The 18,576-nt window shown below is 58.2% G+C and carries 15 protein-coding genes and 1 pseudogene; 8 read left to right on the top strand and 8 right to left on the bottom strand.

Features of this window, described 5'->3' with window-relative positions; genetic code table 11:
• Window positions 1-5: 5 nt before the first annotated feature.
• Complete coding sequence (locus PSPTO_RS12850; RefSeq protein ID WP_011104027.1) at window positions 6-317, bottom strand: DUF6482 family protein; 312 nt, start codon at window positions 315-317, stop codon at window positions 6-8.
• Between the two features lie 108 nt (window positions 318-425).
• A complete protein-coding gene (locus tag PSPTO_RS12845) occupies window positions 426-2,222 on the bottom strand; it encodes a methyl-accepting chemotaxis protein (RefSeq protein ID WP_007246699.1) in 1,797 nt (598 codons plus the stop codon).
• Window positions 2,223-2,373: 151 nt separating this feature from the next.
• Between PSPTO_RS12845 and PSPTO_RS12840 the strand changes: the two genes are divergently transcribed.
• A complete protein-coding gene (locus tag PSPTO_RS12840) occupies window positions 2,374-3,324 on the top strand; it encodes a DNA/RNA non-specific endonuclease (protein WP_005771275.1) in 951 nt (316 codons plus the stop codon).
• A 392-nt stretch (window positions 3,325-3,716) separates the two neighbouring features.
• Here PSPTO_RS12840 and PSPTO_RS12835 read toward each other — a convergent pair whose 3' ends face one another.
• The 4 genes from PSPTO_RS12835 to PSPTO_RS12820 all read right to left on the bottom strand — a co-directional run bounded on the left by PSPTO_RS12835 (window position 3,717) and on the right by PSPTO_RS12820 (window position 8,880).
• Window positions 3,717-4,637: a substrate-binding domain-containing protein gene (locus tag PSPTO_RS12835; protein WP_005771273.1), complete on the bottom strand. Its 921-nt coding sequence runs from the start codon at window positions 4,635-4,637 to the stop codon at window positions 3,717-3,719.
• Window positions 4,638-4,653: 16 nt separating this feature from the next.
• Window positions 4,654-6,639 (bottom strand): methyl-accepting chemotaxis protein, encoded by a 1,986-nt coding sequence (locus PSPTO_RS12830; protein ID WP_011104026.1) that lies wholly within the window; start codon window positions 6,637-6,639, stop codon window positions 4,654-4,656.
• Window positions 6,640-6,845: 206 nt separating this feature from the next.
• Entirely contained in the window at window positions 6,846-7,679 is an 834-nt protein-coding gene (locus tag PSPTO_RS12825) for a DUF1206 domain-containing protein (RefSeq protein ID WP_005771267.1), read from the bottom strand.
• Window positions 7,680-7,788: 109 nt separating this feature from the next.
• On the bottom strand, window positions 7,789-8,880 hold the full coding sequence (locus PSPTO_RS12820; RefSeq protein ID WP_011104025.1) for an SMP-30/gluconolactonase/LRE family protein: 1,092 nt from the start codon (window positions 8,878-8,880) through the stop codon (window positions 7,789-7,791).
• Window positions 8,881-9,066: 186 nt separating this feature from the next.
• Here PSPTO_RS12820 and PSPTO_RS12815 point away from each other — a divergent pair, with 186 nt between their 5' ends.
• From PSPTO_RS12815 to PSPTO_RS12805, 3 genes are all read left to right on the top strand, one after another.
• Window positions 9,067-9,438 carry a hypothetical protein gene (locus tag PSPTO_RS12815; protein ID WP_011104024.1) on the top strand — a complete coding sequence of 124 codons (372 nt, stop codon included), beginning with the start codon at window positions 9,067-9,069 and terminating at the stop codon, window positions 9,436-9,438.
• A gap of 1 nt (window position 9,439) precedes the next feature.
• The gene (locus PSPTO_RS12810) at window positions 9,440-9,622 is read left to right on the top strand and encodes a DUF1289 domain-containing protein (RefSeq protein WP_005617534.1); all 183 of its coding nucleotides are present in this window, start codon (window positions 9,440-9,442) and stop codon (window positions 9,620-9,622) included.
• Between the two features lie 106 nt (window positions 9,623-9,728).
• Entirely contained in the window at window positions 9,729-10,982 is a 1,254-nt protein-coding gene (locus PSPTO_RS12805) for an MFS transporter (RefSeq protein WP_011104023.1), read from the top strand.
• Window positions 10,983-10,988: 6 nt separating this feature from the next.
• Here PSPTO_RS12805 and PSPTO_RS12800 read toward each other — a convergent pair whose 3' ends face one another.
• Both PSPTO_RS12800 and PSPTO_RS12795 read right to left on the bottom strand, forming a co-directional pair.
• Window positions 10,989-11,738 (bottom strand): carbon-nitrogen hydrolase family protein, encoded by a 750-nt coding sequence (locus PSPTO_RS12800; RefSeq protein ID WP_011104022.1) that lies wholly within the window; start codon window positions 11,736-11,738, stop codon window positions 10,989-10,991.
• 672 nt (window positions 11,739-12,410) lie between these two features.
• Complete coding sequence (locus tag PSPTO_RS12795; protein ID WP_011104021.1) at window positions 12,411-13,433, bottom strand: IS110-like element ISPsy7 family transposase; 1,023 nt, start codon at window positions 13,431-13,433, stop codon at window positions 12,411-12,413.
• A gap of 576 nt (window positions 13,434-14,009) precedes the next feature.
• Between PSPTO_RS12795 and PSPTO_RS12785 the strand changes: the two genes are divergently transcribed.
• The 4 genes and pseudogenes from PSPTO_RS12785 (at window position 14,010) to tnpB (ending at window position 18,563) form a co-directional block, all read left to right on the top strand.
• Window positions 14,010-15,314 (top strand): Nramp family divalent metal transporter, encoded by a 1,305-nt coding sequence (locus tag PSPTO_RS12785; protein ID WP_011104020.1) that lies wholly within the window; start codon window positions 14,010-14,012, stop codon window positions 15,312-15,314.
• A 213-nt stretch (window positions 15,315-15,527) separates the two neighbouring features.
• On the top strand, window positions 15,528-17,639 hold the full coding sequence (locus PSPTO_RS12780; RefSeq protein WP_005771258.1) for a TonB-dependent siderophore receptor: 2,112 nt from the start codon (window positions 15,528-15,530) through the stop codon (window positions 17,637-17,639).
• A 38-nt stretch (window positions 17,640-17,677) separates the two neighbouring features.
• Window positions 17,678-18,118: pseudogene (locus tag PSPTO_RS12775) on the top strand (DUF4198 domain-containing protein); the annotation flags it as partial.
• Window positions 18,119-18,203: 85 nt separating this feature from the next.
• Window positions 18,204-18,563, top strand: a complete 360-nt coding sequence (gene tnpB / locus PSPTO_RS12770) for an IS66 family insertion sequence element accessory protein TnpB (RefSeq protein WP_003409203.1) — start codon at window positions 18,204-18,206, stop codon at window positions 18,561-18,563.
• The last annotated feature ends 13 nt before the right edge of the window (window positions 18,564-18,576 follow it).

Raw genomic sequence — 18,576 nt, 5'->3', positions numbered from 1 at the left:
CGCGATCAAAGGCTGGAGCGCAGCGGTATCTCATGGCGTGACGATTCAGGCTGAACACTGTCGAGGCCAACCATCTCGTCATGCGCCACCGCCTGGGTCATGAACAGTTTTACGTCAGGCACCGCCGAAAGCACCTTGCGCGCCTCTTCCAGCGAAGCAACGTGCAGGGGCTCGCCGGTCGAGCCCTGTACCGGCACAGACTTGCCGTTCACCAGTGCGTGGAGCACGTAGGAACCGCCTTCCATGGAGATCAGATCGAGTTCATCAACCTTCTTGTCCTTTACGTGTTTTGTCAGGTCTTGAATGTTCAAAGTCACACCTCCGTTGGCGTTCTGGAAGTCAGCGCCTTGTAGAAGTTGAGCCTTGATATGGCCGAACGTTCCTTCGTATTACAAGCCTGCGTTCTGGCTCAACCAACGTTCGTACTATTTGCCCAACAGCAGCGCCGCATCGAAACCCATCCGCAAGTTGCCCCAGTGGCGTCCTTCAAAGAAAAACGGCACGTCGATTTCGGTCATGATCTCGCCGGTGTCACGCAAGTAGGTCTGTAGCAGGAAGCGTTGTTTGTTACTGGCGGCACGCAAACCTATGGGGTCGGAGAACATCCGTTTGTTGCGGCACACGGGCAGGTCGATGGCGCGGTCGCCGGTCGGTTTCAGTGACACCCAACTGTTGTTGACCGGGCAATAACCTTTGCTGTCGACGATAAACGTGACTTTGCCGCCCCGCGTGCCTTTGGTCAGCTTGTCGCATTCTTCCTGGCAGATCTGCGCGAAACGGTCGGTGTAGCTGGTCGTGTATTGTTTAGGGTCGGTGCCGGGAATCAGCTTGTAGCTCTGATCGAACAGGTTGACGCCTTGTTTGTGCAGTTCCGCCAGGCGTACCTGCAAAATATCCCGGCACTGGCTGGCGCGAGTGATCGCAGCGTCCAGTTCGCCATGCCCAAGCACGAAACGCCCCAGCAGGGCCTGAACCTGCTCGGCGACACCGGACAGGTCACGGGTTGCGGTCGCGGAGTGCTGCATGCGCTGATCGATCGCCTGGCTGTCGGAGTAGATGCGCGTTACCCGCTCGTTGATGCCGGTGTTGGTCGTCGCAAATTGCTGGATATGCGTGGCAATGTCGGCCAGCTTGTCATTGGTCGACTCGAAATCACCGATCATGCTCTCGAAATGGCCGGATGCACGCTCTACCACCCGTTGGGTTTCCCGAGCGCTGTGGCTGATCTGGATGGTCTGTTCGTGAGTGGAGCTGACTTCCTGAAGCATCGCATCGATGTTCCGGGAAATATCGTCAGTCGCTTTACTGACGTTCTGCGCCAGGGTGCGCACCTCGTCCGCCACTACGGCAAACCCGCGCCCGCTCTCCCCGGCTCGCGCCGCTTCGATGGCGGCATTGAGCGCCAGCAGGTTGGTTTGCGAAGAAATCTGCTGGATCAGCCCGACGATGGATTTGATGCTCGATGAACGCTCGTTCAACCCCGACACCAGCGTACCGAACTCATTGAGGTTGCTGGATATCTGACTGATGTTACCGGTCACTTCCAGCAGTTCGGCGTACGAGTCGCGTGCCATGCTCAGGTTCTGCGCAGTGGTGCTGGAGATACCCTGAGTCTGTTGCGAAACATCTTCGATGCTGCCCACGGCCATGTTGCTCTGGTCCATGACTTCCCTGGCAAAACGCGCCTGATCGGTGGCGCTGTCACTGGAATCACTGATGTTTTTCAGCGAGCGTGCCGATTCGACTGCGATCTGCACAGTCAGCCCCTGAATACTGCTGATGACCTCGCGCTGCTTGGCCAGAAAGCGATTGCAGGTGCTGGCCAGCACGCGAATTTCGTCGTGGGTCAGCAAGGGCAGGTCTCGGGACAGATCGCCCTCGCCACTGGCGACCTCTTCGAGAGCACGCGTCATGAACATGACAGGGCGCACGATCAGATGGCGGAAATACCAGACCATGAAGCTGACCATGGCCAGCGTAAACAGCGTGCTTAGCAGGATGGCGTTGCTGAGGACATCAAGCCGGCCCTGAATCTGACCCAGCGCGGCGGCGTCCAGTGATGAGCCGTGTAATTGCAGCATGATGTCGGCGCGAATGTTCAAGGCCACCCAGTACAGCAGAGCGCTGACCAGCACCAGCAGAAAAAGGCTTGAGAGCTTTTTGGTCAGTGTGTCGAAGAACTGCTTTTCGACTGACTCGTATAAGGCCTTTAACGTTTGCATGCAGCGCTCCTGGGGTGGAAGGTTGTTCCCTTGCGATGGTTAACGCCCGTCGAGGCCAAAGCTTTAGCGCATGTGTCTGGCCTGACGTCGACCTGTAACGCGTCTATGGTCAACTGTAACAAAACTCACGCCCACTGCAGGAGCAATCACCGTGCCTGACAAGAAACTCAAAATCGACCTTGCCTACCGCCCCCGCCTCGCCGACCTCAAGCCTTTAAACGTGCCGGCCGCATTGCTTGCGCAGCAACCACAGACACTGGCTGCACCACGTACCACCCCTGCGAGCGAACTGAAAAAGCGTCAGGGTTACGCCGAAAACTTCCTCGGAGATTTCGTGGTGCCCTGGCCTGCGGTCGACGCCGAGCTGGCAGCCGATGTCTATCCGCTGGACAACACCGGCAATCGCCTTGATTACACGCACTTTTCCATCACCATGTCGCGCAGTCGACGCCTGGCGCTGTACGTCGGCGTCAATATCGATGGTGCCAGCAGTGTTGAGGTCAAGCGGGGCAAGGATGCGTGGTCTTTCGACGGTAGATTGCCCGCCGAGGCGCAAATCGGTGAAAGCGTCTACGCCGACAACTTGCTGGATCGCGGCCATCTGGTCAGGCGCCAAGACCCCAACTGGGGCAAGGAAGCCGAAGTGGCCAACAGCGACACGTTTCATTTCACCAACTGTTCGCCGCAGATGGCGGCGTTCAATCAAAAAACCTGGCTGGAGCTTGAGGATTACATTCTCGACAACACCCGTCGCTGGAAATCCCGGGTAACGGTGTTCAGCGGGCCGGTGCTGCGCGACGACGACCGCAGTTACCGGAACATAAGGGTGCCCTTGGCATTCTGGAAGGTCGTGGCGTTTGTCGGCGACGACGGTAAGCCTTCGGCCAGCGCCTACATGATCGACCAGAGCCGCGAGCTGGGTCAGTTGGACATCATGTTCGGCCAGCTCAAAACCTGGCAACGCAGCGTCTTGCAGATCGAGCAGCTCACCGGCATACATTTCGGAGCGCTGGCTGGCTACGACGGTTTCTCCAACGAAGAACGCCTGACCGGCACGCGAATCGAAGCACGGATACGCGGGCCGCAGGATATTCGCGTCTAGGGCACTGCCTACGCCGACGAGCCCGAAGAGCGGGGCTTTTGTCGAAGCGCCAAATAACGTGCTTCTGCCCGGAGGGCGCGGGAGCGTACCGGGCAACGCTTCGCTTGTTCGCGAAGGCTATGTTTCGGGCGGTAGAGCATTTGTGAATGTACAGACCTATTCGCTTGCCCGCGATGGGTTGCGAAGCGGCACTGAAACATGCCACCTCGGCTGTGTCTGGTAAACCGAGACGGCCGTTTTTGCTGCCGGTTCCCGGCAGTTCGCGGACGAGCGAAGCGTCGCCCGTCCGCTTCAATAAACACTGATCTAAAAAGCGCTTTTACATGCGGTGAATACAAGCAAGGCATGACATTGTGCAACACTCACAAGCCAGAAACGTCTTCCACTCAACCTTACTCGAATTCCTGCCGGTTCTCCGGGGTAATGAGTTTGAACGGCACCCAAATCACCGGGGATGCCAGTGTTTCGCCACGCGCCATACTCAGTGCCGCATCAACCGCACCGTTGGCCTGGCCGACGGCGTCCTGAAACACGCTCACGGCCATCTTGCCTTCGGCCATCAGCTTCAATCCGTCCGGGGTGCCGTCGATGCCGCCCACCAGATAGTCCTTGGCATTCTTGCCAGCCTTCTCCAGGCCCATGATCGCGCCAATGGCCATTTCGTCGTTGTTGGCGGCGACGATCGAGAAGTCCACTCCCTGCTTGACCCAATCAACCAGGATGGTCGCGGCCTGGCTGCGCTCCCAATTGCCGATTTTCTTCTGCACCACCTTCATGTTCGGGTACTTGGCGACGACCTTCTCCACGTCCTCGGTGCGCATGACCGACGACTTGTTGCTCGGGTCGCCGACCAGAATCACTACATTGCCCTTGTAATTCGCACGGCGAGCGAGCTCTTCCATTTGCAGGGTGCCGGACTCCAGCTCATCGGAGCCAACAAATGCAGTCTGCGCGGGCCATTTGGCAGGGTCAGGATTGCGGTTGACGAACACCAGCGGGACCTTGGCCTCGCTGGCCAGGCGCATCATCTCCGGCGCACTCTTGCCATTGACCATCGCGACAACAATCGCGTCGACTTTCGAGCTGACCAGGTTGCGGAACTGACGCATCTGCAACTCGACATCGTCCTGGCCGTTTTCCATGAAAATGTCGGCGTCCATCACGGCGACTTGCTTCTCCACGCCGTGGCGCAGGATGGTCTGGAAGTTGTCGTTATATTTGGCCATGCCCACACCAATCAAGGGTGTGCTGGCGTGCGCAAGGCCTGTAAACAGCAGGCTGGCGCCCAGAGAAATCGATAACCATTGCTTCATGTTCTGCTCCCGAGCGTCAAACGCTGAAATGATGGAGCAGCTCGCGCTGATCCCTGGCCATTTTCGACAGGTCCTGACTGCTGCTGGCAGACTGTTCGGCACCGTCGGCCGCCTGCTGTGCAGAATCACTGATGTGCGTGACCATGCGGCTGGTTTCCTGCACAGTGGCACTCTGCTCCTCGGTGGCGGCAGCAATCTGGATGTTCATGTCACGAGTCGTATCGACCGCCTCGCTCATTTCCACCAGCAACTCATCGGCACCGGAGGCCAGCGTCACGCAATGATTGGACTGGATCTGGCTTTCGTTCATGACCTGCACGGCCGAGTGAATCTTGCTCTGCATCTGGCCGATCATTTCCTGGATCTCGCTGGTCGATGTCTGGGTACGACTGGCCAGTGAGCGCACTTCGTCGGCGACCACCGCAAAGCCTCTGCCCTGCTCCCCGGCACGCGCAGCCTCGATAGCTGCGTTGAGGGCCAGCAGGTTGGTCTGTTCGGCAATCGTGCGAATGGCATCGACAATACCGTCGATGTTCTGCCCGTACTTCTGCAATTCATCAGTCACCGCCGACGCCTTGTTGACCTGCTCGGCCTGTTGGCGAATGTTGACGATGGTTTCTGCCACACGCTTCTGTACCTTGTTGGTCAGCTCGCTGGTGCTGTCCACCGCACTGCGCGTGTCCTGCGCACGGCGGGCCACTTCTTCGACGGTGCTTTCCATTTCATTCATCGCCGAAGCCGCCGAGTTCAAACGGTCTTTCTGCTCGTCGACAACACGGGTGGTCTGTTCACTGACCTGCGCATTCTGGCTGGCCGTCAGTGCGAGCGTGTCGGCAGAGCCAATCAGCTCACGAAAGGTCTGCTGCAAGGACTGGGTGAACTCGTTGAGATAGCCGCCCAGCTCACCGAATTCATCCCGACGGCTGACGTCGAAACGCACCCGCATATCGCCACCCGAAAGGGTTTTGAGCACCCCACGGAAAGCCGCCAGTGGACGCCGCAGGCTGAAGGCCACCCATGTACCGATAATGGCTGCCGCCAACACCGCCAACAGGCAGGCGATCAGCAACAGACTGAGGCTGGTGGCGATAGTCGAATCGGCTCCGGCCTTGGCCTCGTTGGCAACTGCCAGCGACTGATTGCCGAATTCGCCGATCTTGTCTAGCGTTGCCTGCAAACGCGCTTCTGCCGCCTGCCGCTGCTTGCCGACCTGCTCGGCGAGCGCCGCTTCCTGCCGGTAGGCCTGATAGACACCGTCAGCGCCGGTCAGGTCTTTGAGCAAGCGATTGACCATTACCCCGGCAATACGGCCGCCCCGCGGATCAACCGCTGTCAGCTCCCGCGCCCGCGTGCTGATCACCTCATCCTGCAGGTTGAGCACGCGCTGCAATGTCTGAATATCCGGCGTGGCGGCGTGCGCGGCCAGCCCCTCATAGGATTTGCCGACTTCCAACAGCAGCTTTTCCGCCGCTGCCACGTTCTCGGACGAACCTGTAGTGCGCTCACGGGCAATGTAATCGCGCAGATAACCGGTGAGCTGCGCACCCTCGCTGTTGCTGTAACCCTGCAAGACGCGGCTCTGCAGCACCTGCAAAACGTGCTGGCGATGGCTGGCGATCAGGGTTTGCGCCTGCTCTACGTAGGCGGTACTGAGTTGGCGTTGCTGATTAAGGTTGTCGCGCAGCTCGGCACGGTCGCCGGTATAGGCCGGAATGCTGTCCAGCAGCTGATTGAAGCGCGCCATGCTGTCGTTGAACGGCTGTTTGCCCTCGTCGATCTGTTTGGGGTCAGTGCTGACCAAAATCCCGAGCAGAGCCTGGTTGGCGCGCAGCACATGCACGTAAAGCTCACTCGCCGCCCTGCTTAGCGGTGCCGACTGCCCCGTAATGATGCTGATGCGCTCGCTTATCGAATGGGTGCTTTGATAGCTGATACCCGCCATGGCGAGCAGCAACACCACCAGCACGGCAAACCCACCGATCACTCGCTGAAGAACGGTCATGGCTATCCTCTTTTATTTTTATTGCACTGAAGCGGTTCGGGCTGGCGCGGAGAACGCCAACCCGGGAAAAGATCAGAACTCAATAAAAGCTGTCGGCCAGACAGAGAGCGACTTGAGCGTTGCGTCACAGTATTTTCCTGCAAACAGACGCCCACAAAAAAGGGCTGCACGAGCGAGCACTCACGCAGCCCTCTGGCTGGGGCTTATTAGCGAAAGTGGCGCGTTACCGCCTCCGGTGCATCGGGTACGTCCATGTTGATTCTGCGCCAGGCGGCCTGGGCAAAGCTGTACACCGAAAACGCGATCAGCCCCAACGCCACGATCAACAGCACCAGCCCACCGGCAGGCAGGTCCTGCAGGCCATTGAGCGCATCCTTCATGCCGGGCGGATGCATCGCCTGGTAACTCGAGCCGCTGACGACCAGCAACACCGCAATCTCGATGAAGGCGACGCCTCGGGCAATCAGCCCGAAACGGGACACTGGACGCACGTACTTCATGACGTCCTCATCCGCTTCGAAATACTTTTCGAACGACGCCTTGTAGCCCTTGATGATATGCAAGATACCCAGCGCCAAGGGCACCAGCGCAACCACATAGACCAACAGATTGGAGTGATCCCAGGACAGGATCGACGCCAGCAGGTCCTTGGTCTGGCCACCGCCCGAGCCACCCGAGCTTTTCAAGCCGCTGACCAGCAGGCCCAGCGCGAAAAATGCCAGCGCGCCGTAGGTGAATCCCCCTACCAGCAGACCGCCACGAATCACCAGCCCCTTGAGCTCCCGGCCATGATGGTCGACATCCCGGGTCGCCTGCAGCACCCGCCACGCAGCGAACGCCAGCAGACCGATCACCACCAGGCCGACCAATACGTTGCCGAATGGCTGACTCAGCAGCGCTTCAAGGCTGCTGTGGCTGTCAGCCGGTTGTGAAGAACCCTGAGCTGCCAGAACAGCAAACAGCCCGATAATCAGATAAACAACACCACGAGCGGCATAACCGCCTCGTGCCAGTAGAACAAGGCCGCGTTGCGCCGACATAAATAACTATCCCTGAAAGTAATTACAGGAACAGACCCGGCATGTGCGCAGGGGTTCGACCCGATTGACGGCGTGCAAAGCAATTCGCCGTCAGTGAGTTCGTTAGCCTTCAGGCAAGCGTGGCACCTCGTGCGTTCACGAACACCGAATAAAGCGAGTGACTGCTGGCCATGAACAGCCGATTGCCCTCTCGCCCGCCGAAGCAGAGGTTGGCGCAGCGCTCCGGCAAACTGATATGGCCGATGGCTTTGCCTTGCGGGTTGAACACCCGCACCCCGTCAAGCTTTTCGAGGTCGGCCTTCGGGTTGCCGTTGCCACCCCATCCACACCAGAGGTTGCCGCTCTCATCGCACTTGATGCCGTCGATGGCTGCATATTCCAGCCCTTCAACGTGCTTGCGCCGTTCCCCGAGCGTGCCGTCTTCATTGACCGCAATCGCCCAGATGAGCCCATTGGGTTTAGCGCGCCCTTCGACCACATACAGGGTTTTCTCGTCCGGCGAAAAACACAGGCCGTTCGGGCCTGCCAGATCATCAATGACCCGACTGACCTTGCCGCTCGAAGGGTCGATTCGATAGACCCCGAAAGGCTGTTCCTGCTTGACCTTGTGGCCTTCGTAGTCGCTGTTGGCCTGAAAGGTCGGATCAGTGAACCAGATCGAACCGTCATGCTTGCAGACGATATCGTTGGGCGAATTGAAAGGCTTGCCGTCGAAACTGTCGGCCAGCACAGTAATGCGTCCGTTGTACTCGGTACGTGTCACCCGCCGCCCTTCGCTGGTCGTGCTCGAACCCTCACAAACCAGCAACCGGCCCTGACGGTCGCGGCACATACCATTGGAAAAATTGGAGTGCTCGCGGTACACAGACAGCGCCCCTGTCACCTCATCCCAGCGCATGATGCGGTTATTGGCGATATCACTGACCAGCAGATAACGACCATCCCCCACCCATACCGGCCCCTCGGCCCAGCGCATGCCGGTGGCGAGCTTTTCAACGCTGGCATTGAAGATGCGTATGTCCAGAAAACTGTCATCCAGCACACCTACCAGCGGGTCGGGATAACGCTGGGTCAACGGCTCGGCAGCAGACAGACGCGGCAGAGAGCCAATGGCCGCGACCGTTGCCGAAACAGCCAGCGACTTTTTCAGAAAGCCCCGACGGCTCTGGTCTGCGGTGGTGGTTGGGGGTGAGAAATCCATGATGCGTCTCCTTGTTGTTATGTTGAACAGACTCATGAATGAGCCCTGCCAAGATGTTGAGACCGCACCAACATCAGATGAGTGCAGCTGACGCGCAGCAATGATTAACCAGATTTGCGCCTTGGAGCTTAATCTGACAATCAGGTATCGTGCGCAGCCATCCCCTCCCCTGCCCGAGCACACCAGATGCCCTCAAGCAAACGCGAGCAGGCCCGTACTGAGCGTCAGCTTGTTACATCGCTGACGCAAGCCTGTGAAACCGCGAAGTCTGAAATGCCCGGTTTTTGCTGGCTGACTCACGATGTCGATTACGCAGCCTTCCCGGCCAGCCTGCAGGTGGTCTGGGTGTTCGATACGCTGGCCGACAAGCATGCGGCACTGGCGGGCGGGCTGGATGGGCGGATGATCGAGTTGACCGCAGCGGCGCTTGAAGAGGCGCAGATGAGTGTGTCGAGCGTCTCGGCCCATGTGCATGTCGACTGTGAAGAGCGATGCCGCCTGGAGAACGGCGGCGACTGGCAGCAACGTATCAAGCGCAAATACGCCCGACGAGGTTGATATGGCCAAGGACATCGAAAACCCGTGCATTTCGGTCTGCCAGCTCAGTGGCGACCTGTGCGTCAGTTGTGGGCGCACCAAGGATGACATTCGTAAATGGAAGCGCATGAAGCGGCCGGAGAAGATGGCCGCCGTGCAACGAGCTGCACAGCGCATGAAGAGCCTGCAAAAAAAGAGCGGGTGAACCTGCAATTTTCATGTCCGGTGCGGAAACTTCTGCAAAACGGCTTGGGTCAGTATTAGCCGTGACTCAGCTACCTGGAGTCTGACGAATTACGGGAATCCCGCTCTTGGCCAGTCATGCAGATCGCCGCAACGCCCTTTCACTGGACAGCCTTAATTTTTTCCTCGCCGATGTGCGCGATGGTTTGGGTCCTTACCTGGCGATCTACCTGCTGGCGGTCCATCAATGGGACCCGGCCAGTATCGGCGTGGTCATGACCATCGCGGGTATCGCCGGGCTGCTGACCCAGACGCCCGCAGGTGCTCTGATCGACCGCACACCCTACAAGCGCGGGATCATCGGTGTGGCGGCGCTGCTGGTGACGTTGAGCTGTCTGATTCTGCCTTTCACCTCTTCATTTACCCTGGTTGCCATCACCCAGGCGCTGAGCAGCGTCGCCGCTTCGGTGTTCGCACCAGCCATTGCTGCGATTTCGCTGGGCATTACCGGACCGAAAGCGTTCACCCGACGCACCGGGCGCAATGAAACCTTCAATCATGCGGGCAACGCCTGTGCGGCCCTGCTGGCAGGCGGCTTCGCTTACCTGTTCGGCCCGATTGCGGTGTTCTATCTGATGGCCGCAATGGCCTTGGCGAGCGTTGTCGCGATCAGTTTTGTGTCTGCCGATGCCATTGATCATGACGTGGCCAGAGGCTTTGATGCATCGCATACCTCACATGGCAGTCAGCCTTCCGGTCTGTCCGCATTACTGAACAACAGAACCCTGCTGCTGTTCGGGATTTGCTGCGCACTCTTTCATCTGGCCAACGCAGCGATGCTGCCACTGGTGAGTCAGAAGCTTTCGCAAATCAACATGCAGATGGCGACTCCGCTGACCTCGGCCTGCATCGTCGCGGCGCAACTGGTGATGGTGCCGGCGGCGCTGCTGGTGGGTATGAAGGCCGATGTCTGGGGACGCAAACCGCTGCTGCTGGCCGGTTTCCTGATTCTTCCGATCCGCGGCGTGCTGTATACGCTGTCCGATGATCCGTACTGGCTGGTGGCCGTGCAGATGCTCGACGGCATCGGCGCGGGCCTGTTTGGCGCACTGTTCCCGTTGATGGTCAAAGACCTGACTCAGGGCAGCGGCCGTTTCAATGTGAGCCTTGGGGCGCTGTCGACCCTGTTTGGCCTGGGCGCGGCGCTGAGCAACAGCCTGGCCGGTTTCGTGGTGCATGCGGCCGGGTACAGCGCAGCATTTCTGACCCTTGCGGCGGTGGCGGCAGTGGCGTTCTGTTTGCTGCTGGTGGCGGTGCCGGAGACGCTTTCGCGGTCGGATCATGCGCCTGAGCTCAAGCCGGATCATGCCGTGAATACGTGAAGCTGTTCACTCCAGCGTGAGCGCACGCACCTGCCAGTCGCCGTGCTGGCAGGTTGCGATAACCAGCCCGTTTCCTGCGTCGTCCAGCCCGCCGATCCAACACCCTGCCTCGTCCCACAGACCGCTGCGCCCCGCTGACTGCCAACCGCCGGTAGGCCCGCCGTGATTGGCTATCAGCACTGGCAACCTGTGGCGTCGGGCATGCCCTGCGAGCAACTCTGAATCGTGAGCGTAGCCACCCGGTGATATGAGCACGCTTGCGGCGTACACGCCGGAGCCGCCCTCCGAAAGGCGTTGTACATGCTCGGGATGGCTGAAATCGGCACAGACACACAGGCCGATTCGGTGCTGATTGAGCTGCAGGTAGCAATCTTCACTCCCAGGACTGAAGACTGCATCTTCTCCGGGGTGCAGGTATTGTTTGGCATAGGCAATGACGTCGCCATGCGCGGTGAAGGTCAGCGCGCCAACTTCAATGCTGCCACCGGGTCCTTTGAGCGGTACGCCAACCGTGGTCATCAGTTGCAAGTGCATCGCCAGCGCGCGGATCGGTTCCAGGCATGCATCGTTCGGCGATAGCGCCAGTTCGTGAGCGAGATCAGGCTCGTAGCCGGTCAGCGACAGCTCGGGAAACAGCAGGTAATCCGCACCCAAGTCAGCGGCACGTTGCATGAACGCCAGATGCCCGGCAAGGTTGTGCTTGAGCTGGCCTCTGATCGAACAGAATTGCGCAGCGGCCAGCGTCGGTGAGGTCATCTGATTGTCTATAAGGCCATTGAGTTCGGTGGGGCGTGCATCATAGGGGGTTTGATGATTCGTGCGGGTTGGAATGTGTTGAGAATGGGCACGACAGTAACAAGTTTTCGCTCCTGTGCTCTGGCTCAGCCGTCACTTACGCCTCATTCTGCGTCGTCAGTGCCATGGCGGTAAAAAAACGCTTTCGTTTATAGGCAGTGACTAGAGGCAAGGCATGACGTTGTGGTGTGGCACAGACTTGAAGCAGAGCGTCACCCGAGGCATTCCAACGCTGAAACGCAGGGAGCGATAATCTCAACTATCGTGCGACGCAGATATGTGACGTGGAACGTTACACTGCGGTTCAGCTATGTCAGTTGGATGTGTTTAAGGCTCAAGGCACCTTTTCGCCCCTCGGCGCCCTACTTTGAGGGACCAAAGTAGGCAAATGTATGGTCAGCCCACCTCCTGCAATCGCAGTTCGATGAGCGGTAAAGCATGCTTGCGCTAATGTATCCGGGCTCATTCTGGGCAATTTCGCTGCCCGGCCCTTGATGAGTATTCGCCGCCTTACTGTCCTCAAAAATCCCTAAAGCCTCGAAGGCTGCTTTGCCTATCAGGTTTTCAGTCTGGCCATGAGCTGTTTATCGTCATCATCACTGCGTCGCAAAAGCCGGTACGCCTATGTCCTACTCAGATCATTGATGCGTTGTAAGTGCTACCTCGTCTGAGCACCGCCCATACGATTCTTGCCAGCTTGTTCGCTAAAGCACATGCCACCTTGTTCGGATGCTTGCGTGCCAACAAGTCTCTTACCCACTGCCCAAGGGCATCATCGCGGCGTTCTATTCGAATCATGAGCGCTCGAGAACCTTGCACCAGCAGGGTTCGCAGGTGCCTGTCACCTCGCTTGCTGATACCCAGCAATACGGGTCTCCCGCCTGTAGAGAACTGTCTGGGAACCAGCCCCAGAAAAGCAGAAAGGTCTCGTGAGGCTCGAAAATTGGAAGCGTCACCCAGATCCGCTACAAATGCGCTGGCGGTAATAGGACCAATGCCAGGAATCGTCATCAAGCGTGTACCAGCATCGTCTTGCGCCAGTTGCTGCTTGATTTGCGCATCACATGCCTTTATTTCGGTATCAAGGCGATGAATATCCTCCAGCAAATGCTCCATGACCCTTTTGAACTGCAGCGGCAGGTCGCTACGTGAATCGTCAATCAGCTCAGGCACTTTGGTGATCGCTGCCTTGGTGGCTGGCAAGGCAATTCCGAACTCAAGCAAAAAACCATGCACCCTGTTGATGGCTTCAGTACGGTGGCAAACCAGTGACTCGCGAAGACGATGTTGTACAGAAAGTACCTGCTGCTCCACAGTCTTGACGGCAACGTAATGAGTACGTGGTCTGGAGGCCGCCTCGCATATAGCTTCGGCATCGATGAAGTCATTCTTGTTGCCCGTCACGTAGGGCTTCACATGTTGCGGAGCAATCAACTTCACCCGGTGCCCCAGCGAGGCGAGTTTCCTGGCAAGCCAGTGAGAGCCACCGCACGACTCCATTGCAATGGTGCAGGGTTCAATCTGAGCCGCAAACTGCAGAAGGCGATTGCGATTGAAGCACTTGCGTAATACTTGGTGGCCGCCTGCATCATGGCCTATGAGGTGAAAACTGTTTTTACCAATGTCGATGCCTAAGAGCTTGAGGCCGTTTTTCATGAGTGATCTCCTCGACGTTAGAGAGAAACCCGGAAAGTGTAGACACTCCGGGTTTCTCGGATCGGGCTGACCATCTCATTATCCCAGCTCCGTTTCCGGCCCGACTTCGTCGGGTTCCTTCGCCCTGACACTGATCCGGCGGTCGCTGCAACGGGCCATCCTTGGCCCGGTGCAGCTTGCTCGGCGTCCTGCCTCGCATCCCCCGGATCAGTGTCAGGGCTCAGCCGTCACTTACGTCGCAATCGGCGTCGTCAGTGCCATCGTGATCAAAAAGCGCTTTTTCAACTATCGTGCGACGCTCCGCGTCGCATGCCGTTCTGGACGCTCTGCGTCCGATCTTGAGTGTGCGGCGCACGTGTGTGACGCAGAGCGCCACCCAACGCGTGCCTACGCGTGCATTGGGACGAAAATCAGTCGGGTAATCATTGTGCAATAACAACGGACGCCAACACCTCACCCGATCCGTAAAACGCTTTTACACACAGTTACATTTGAATCTCCACGACCGTTGTACGACGTCTTATCTTATCCACAAGCGACCGACGTCTCAATACAATAACAATGGAGATCAAACGCATGTCTGGCACCCCTACGCTTGAAGAAAAGGCTGCACAAGCAGCCGAACCGCGTCTCAAAAAGCTCGCCAAGCTGCTGGGCCCCGGCATTATTGCCGTGCTGTCCTGGCTGGGCGCAGGCGACCTTATTACTTCGTCGGTGGCAGGTGCCAGTTACGGCTACGCAATGATGTGGGTGCTGGCGATATCTCTGCTGCTCAGGTTTTTGATCGTCAATATCATTGCCCGTTTCCAGCTCTGTAATAACCAGGGCATGACCATTCTGCAGGGCTATGCGCAGTTGCATCCGTTCTTCGCCTGGTTCTTGCTCGGCTACGCACTGTTGATGGGGCATCTGATCAACGCGTACATGATCAAAGGCGCCGGCGAAGCACTGGCGATGCTGCTGCACATCAATCAGCCGCTGCTCTGCTCGGTCGCGGTGGTGCTCGCCGTGTGGCTGCTGGTCGGTCGCAATATCTACACGATGATCGAAGGCGTCATGAAAGTGCTGCTGGCGATCATGACGCTGGCGTTTCTGACCCTGGCGATCATGTCCGGTCCGGATGTCACCGGCATCATCAAAGGCACGATTGGTTTCAGCATTCCGCCCGATGAGGGCGTGCATGGCGCGCTGTTGGTGGCCGTGTCGGTGATCGGTGCGGTGGCCGGCTCAATTGCCAACTTCGTCCACCCCTACGTCATGCGCGAAAAAGGCTGGACGGGGCCGCAACACAAACGCATACAGCGCAACGACCTGCTGTTCGCCGTGATCATCGGCATTATCATCAATAATCTGGCCATCTGGGTGGTTGGCGTTGAAATCCTGCGGCCCAACGGCATTCAGGTGAACACCCTGGCCGATCTGGGCAAGGCGCTAGAGATATTCTTCGGTCCATTGGGCTGGTACATCTTTTTTGTCGGCGTATTCGCCACGTTGTTTGCCAGTATTTCCGGCAAGACCACCGCCTTCCCGATGCTGATCACCGATGCCTTCCAGCACATCCGCCCCAAGCGCCGCGAACGTTACGGCAAGGTCTTCCACAACGACCCGATGCACAAGTGGTTCATGCTGTTCATTCTGGTCACACCTCTGATCTGGTCGTTGCCCGGCATGCCCGACTTCGTGACCCTGACCCTCGGTGTCAACGCGCTGAACATCATCGGCTTGCCGATCATCTCGCTCGGACTGCTGATCATGTCCAATCAGAAGTCGCTGCTGAGCAAGCAATACCGCAACAACTGGTTCGAGAACATCGCCCTGACCTTTGCGACCGGGCTGGCGTTGTGGGTGGCGTTTCAATTGGGTACAGAGTTACTGGCCTGATTTGCGCTGGATAAACCGTCCATGAGTCCATTCCCGCCCAAGGGGATGGACTCGGCTGCAACGATAGAATTTTCTTCAGAACCCCGAACCCTGCCCTCACGCATCAGACAGCCTGTCTGATCGATACAAACTGTCACATCCCGCCGAGCAACAAACAGAAATAATTCTCAACGGAGATGTTATATTGTATCGATAACTATCAGGAAGTCTCACATGTCGTCTCGTAGAATCGCGTCTCTGGCAGGCTTGGCAATCGGGGTATTGGGCAGCAACAGCTATGCGCAGGAACAGCCGCAGACTATTGAACTGGGAAGCGTCAACGTCACCTCCGACTATCAGTACGAGACCGCCACCAGCCCGGTTCAGGGCTATCGGGCCACCCGCTCGGCCACCGCCACCAAAACCAACAGCGCTATCAGGGACATCCCGCAGTCGATCAGCGTGGTGCCTGCTTCGGTGCTCAAGGACCTGGGCAGCAACAGCGTCGAGCGTGCGCTCGACTTTGCCGGCGGCGTGTCCAAGCAGAACAATTTCGGCGGCCTGACGCTCTACGAGTACAGCATCCGCGGCTTCACCACTTCCGAGTTCTACAAAGACGGTTTCAGTGCCAACCGCGGCTACCCGACCACGCCCGACGCTGCAAACATCGAGCGTATCGAAGTGCTCAAAGGCCCGGCCGCCAGCCTGTACGGCCGTGGCGACCCTGGTGGCACGGTCAATATCGTGACCAAGAAGCCGCAGCGCGAAGCATTCACCACCCTGCAAACCAGCGCGGGCAGTTGGGATCGCTACCGCACCGCGCTGGACGTCAACACGCCACTGGATGAACAGGGCAATCTGCTCTCGCGGGTCAATCTGGCCGTCGAAGACAACAACAGTTTTCGCGATCACGTAGAGAGCAAACGGGTTTTCGTCGCGCCATCCTTCAGTTGGCAACTTAACCCTGATACCAGCCTGCTGGTGGAAACAGAATTCGTCCGACACACCTCCACCTTCGACCGTGGCGTGGTCGCGCCCAATAACAAATGGAGCGGCGTGTCGCGCTCGACCTTTCTGGGCGAGCCGGACGACGACATCGATAACGACAACAACATGGTCCAGTTCGCACTCGACCATCAGCTCAATGACGTGTGGTCGCTGCGCCTGGCCAGCCATTACAAGCAAGGCGAGATGTCAGGTTTTGCCAGCGAGTCGCGCCCGCTGAATGCGGATGGGCGCACCGTCAATCGTCGTTACCGGGAGCGCGACAACAACTGGCACGACAGCATCACCCAGCTGGAATTGCGTGGGCGTTTCGATGGCTTGGGCGTCGAGCACGAAGTACTGATCGGCACCGAATACGAAAACTACCGCAAGAACGAACGGGTCACGACCATCGCCGGCAGCCCTTACGCCATCGACATCTACAACCCGGTGTACGGCCAGCCGAAACCCAATGGCGCACGCTCCGGCACTGACTTCTATGAGCACATCGAAAGCCGTGCGCTGAACCTGCAGGACCAGATTGTGTTTACCGACAAACTGCGCGGCATGGTCGGCACGCGTATCGAGCACTTCGATCAACAGGTGGACGATTTCACCACCAACGCCACCTCCGGCCAGCGTCACGATGCGTTCACCCAACGCGCCGGGCTGCTTTACCAACTCACGCCACAGGTGGGCCTGTTCGCCAACGCATCCACCTCGTTCAAACCCAACAACGGTCTGGACGCAGCCGGCAAGACCTTCGACCCGGAAGAAGGCGTCGGTTACGAAGTCGGGATCAAGAGCGAGCTGTTCGACGACCGCCTGAGCACCACCCTCGCCGCGTTCCATATCGAAAAGGAAAACGTGCTGGCCCTGGACCCGGGCACCGACACCAACCGCGCCGTGGGCAAGGCCCGCAGCCAGGGTTTCGACCTGCAATTCACCGGGCAAGTCACCGATGCGGTGCGCATCATCGGGGCGTTCGCCTACATCGATGCCGAAGTGACCAAGGGCGACCGCACCATCCCGTCAGGCAGCCGCATCCTCGGTGTTGCCAAACACAGCGGCAGCCTGCTGAGCGTCTATGAGTTTCAGGAAGGCGTACTGCGTGGTTCGGACGTAGGCGCTGCGTACACCTACGTTGGCGACCGTTCCGGCCAGTCCGGCACAGACTTCGAACTGCCGGCTTACCAGACCGTGGACCTGTTGGCCCACTACAAAGCCAGCGACAACGTCACCGTTGGCCTGAACCTGAACAATATCTTCGACGAAAAATACTACGAGCGCTCCTACAGCAACTACTGGGTCGCACCCGGCGAACCACGCAACTTCACGGTCAGCCTGACACTCAGCCTTTGACGCCGATAACCAACGATTCACAACAATAAGGATGCACCATGCTTTCGACAAAACCTTTTCTGGCTCTGAGTCTGCTCGGCGCACTGTTTGCCACGCAGGTCAGCGCCCACGGTCTTTGGACAGAACAGCGTCGCGGCAACGTCGAAGTGGTCTACGGTCATGGCGCGGAAGACAACGCCTTCAAGGCGCAGAAAGTCAGCGGCGCGTGGGCGTATGACCTTCAGGGCAAGATGATTCCCGTGACGGTGCAGCGCCTCGACGATCACGCGCGTCTGGTGCCACTCAAGCCGCCTGCCGTAGTGTCCGTGGCACTGGACAACGGCATGTGGACACGCAACACCGAGAAAAAGTGGATCAATGAAGGCCGCAGCAAAGTGCCAGACGGCACCGACTCGATTCACACGTTCAAGTACAGCGTGGCGATCTACGAAGAAGGCGCGCACCTGCCATCGTTACAGAAGCTGAACTTTGTGATCGTGCCGTATCCGATCCACGAACCCCACATTTCAAGCCACTGGCTGACGCCTGATGCTGTGCTCCCGTTTTCTTTCAGGAGCCAGCACCATGATGCGACCCGACGCCAAAGTCGAGAAAGTCTACCTCTATCCCAAACCCGTGGATTTCAGAAAATCCATCGATGGCTTAGCTGCTTTGGTCGAGTTGGATATTAAAGTGGCGGTCTTTGATCCGGTGCTCTTTGTCTTTCTCAACAAATCCCGGAATCGAGTGAAGATTTTGTATTGGGAGCGTAACGGCTTCTGCCTTTGGCTCAAGCGTCTCGAGTCCGAGCGTTTCAAAATCTCGCCAGATGATGTCGACGAAGCCATTGTGCTGACGGTTCAGGAATTGAATTGGCTGCTGGATGGATTTGATCTGTGGCGCAACCGTCCTCATAAGATTTTGACTCCAAGGTTTGTTGCCTGACGGGTATAATCCA

Origin of the sequence: Pseudomonas syringae pv. tomato str. DC3000, assembly GCF_000007805.1 — a bacterium.
Classification (GTDB): Bacteria; Pseudomonadota; Gammaproteobacteria; order Pseudomonadales; family Pseudomonadaceae; genus Aquipseudomonas; species Aquipseudomonas avellanae.
The sequence above is the reverse complement of the archived record's forward strand: the minus strand, read 5'-3'. Positions and strand labels throughout refer to the sequence as shown.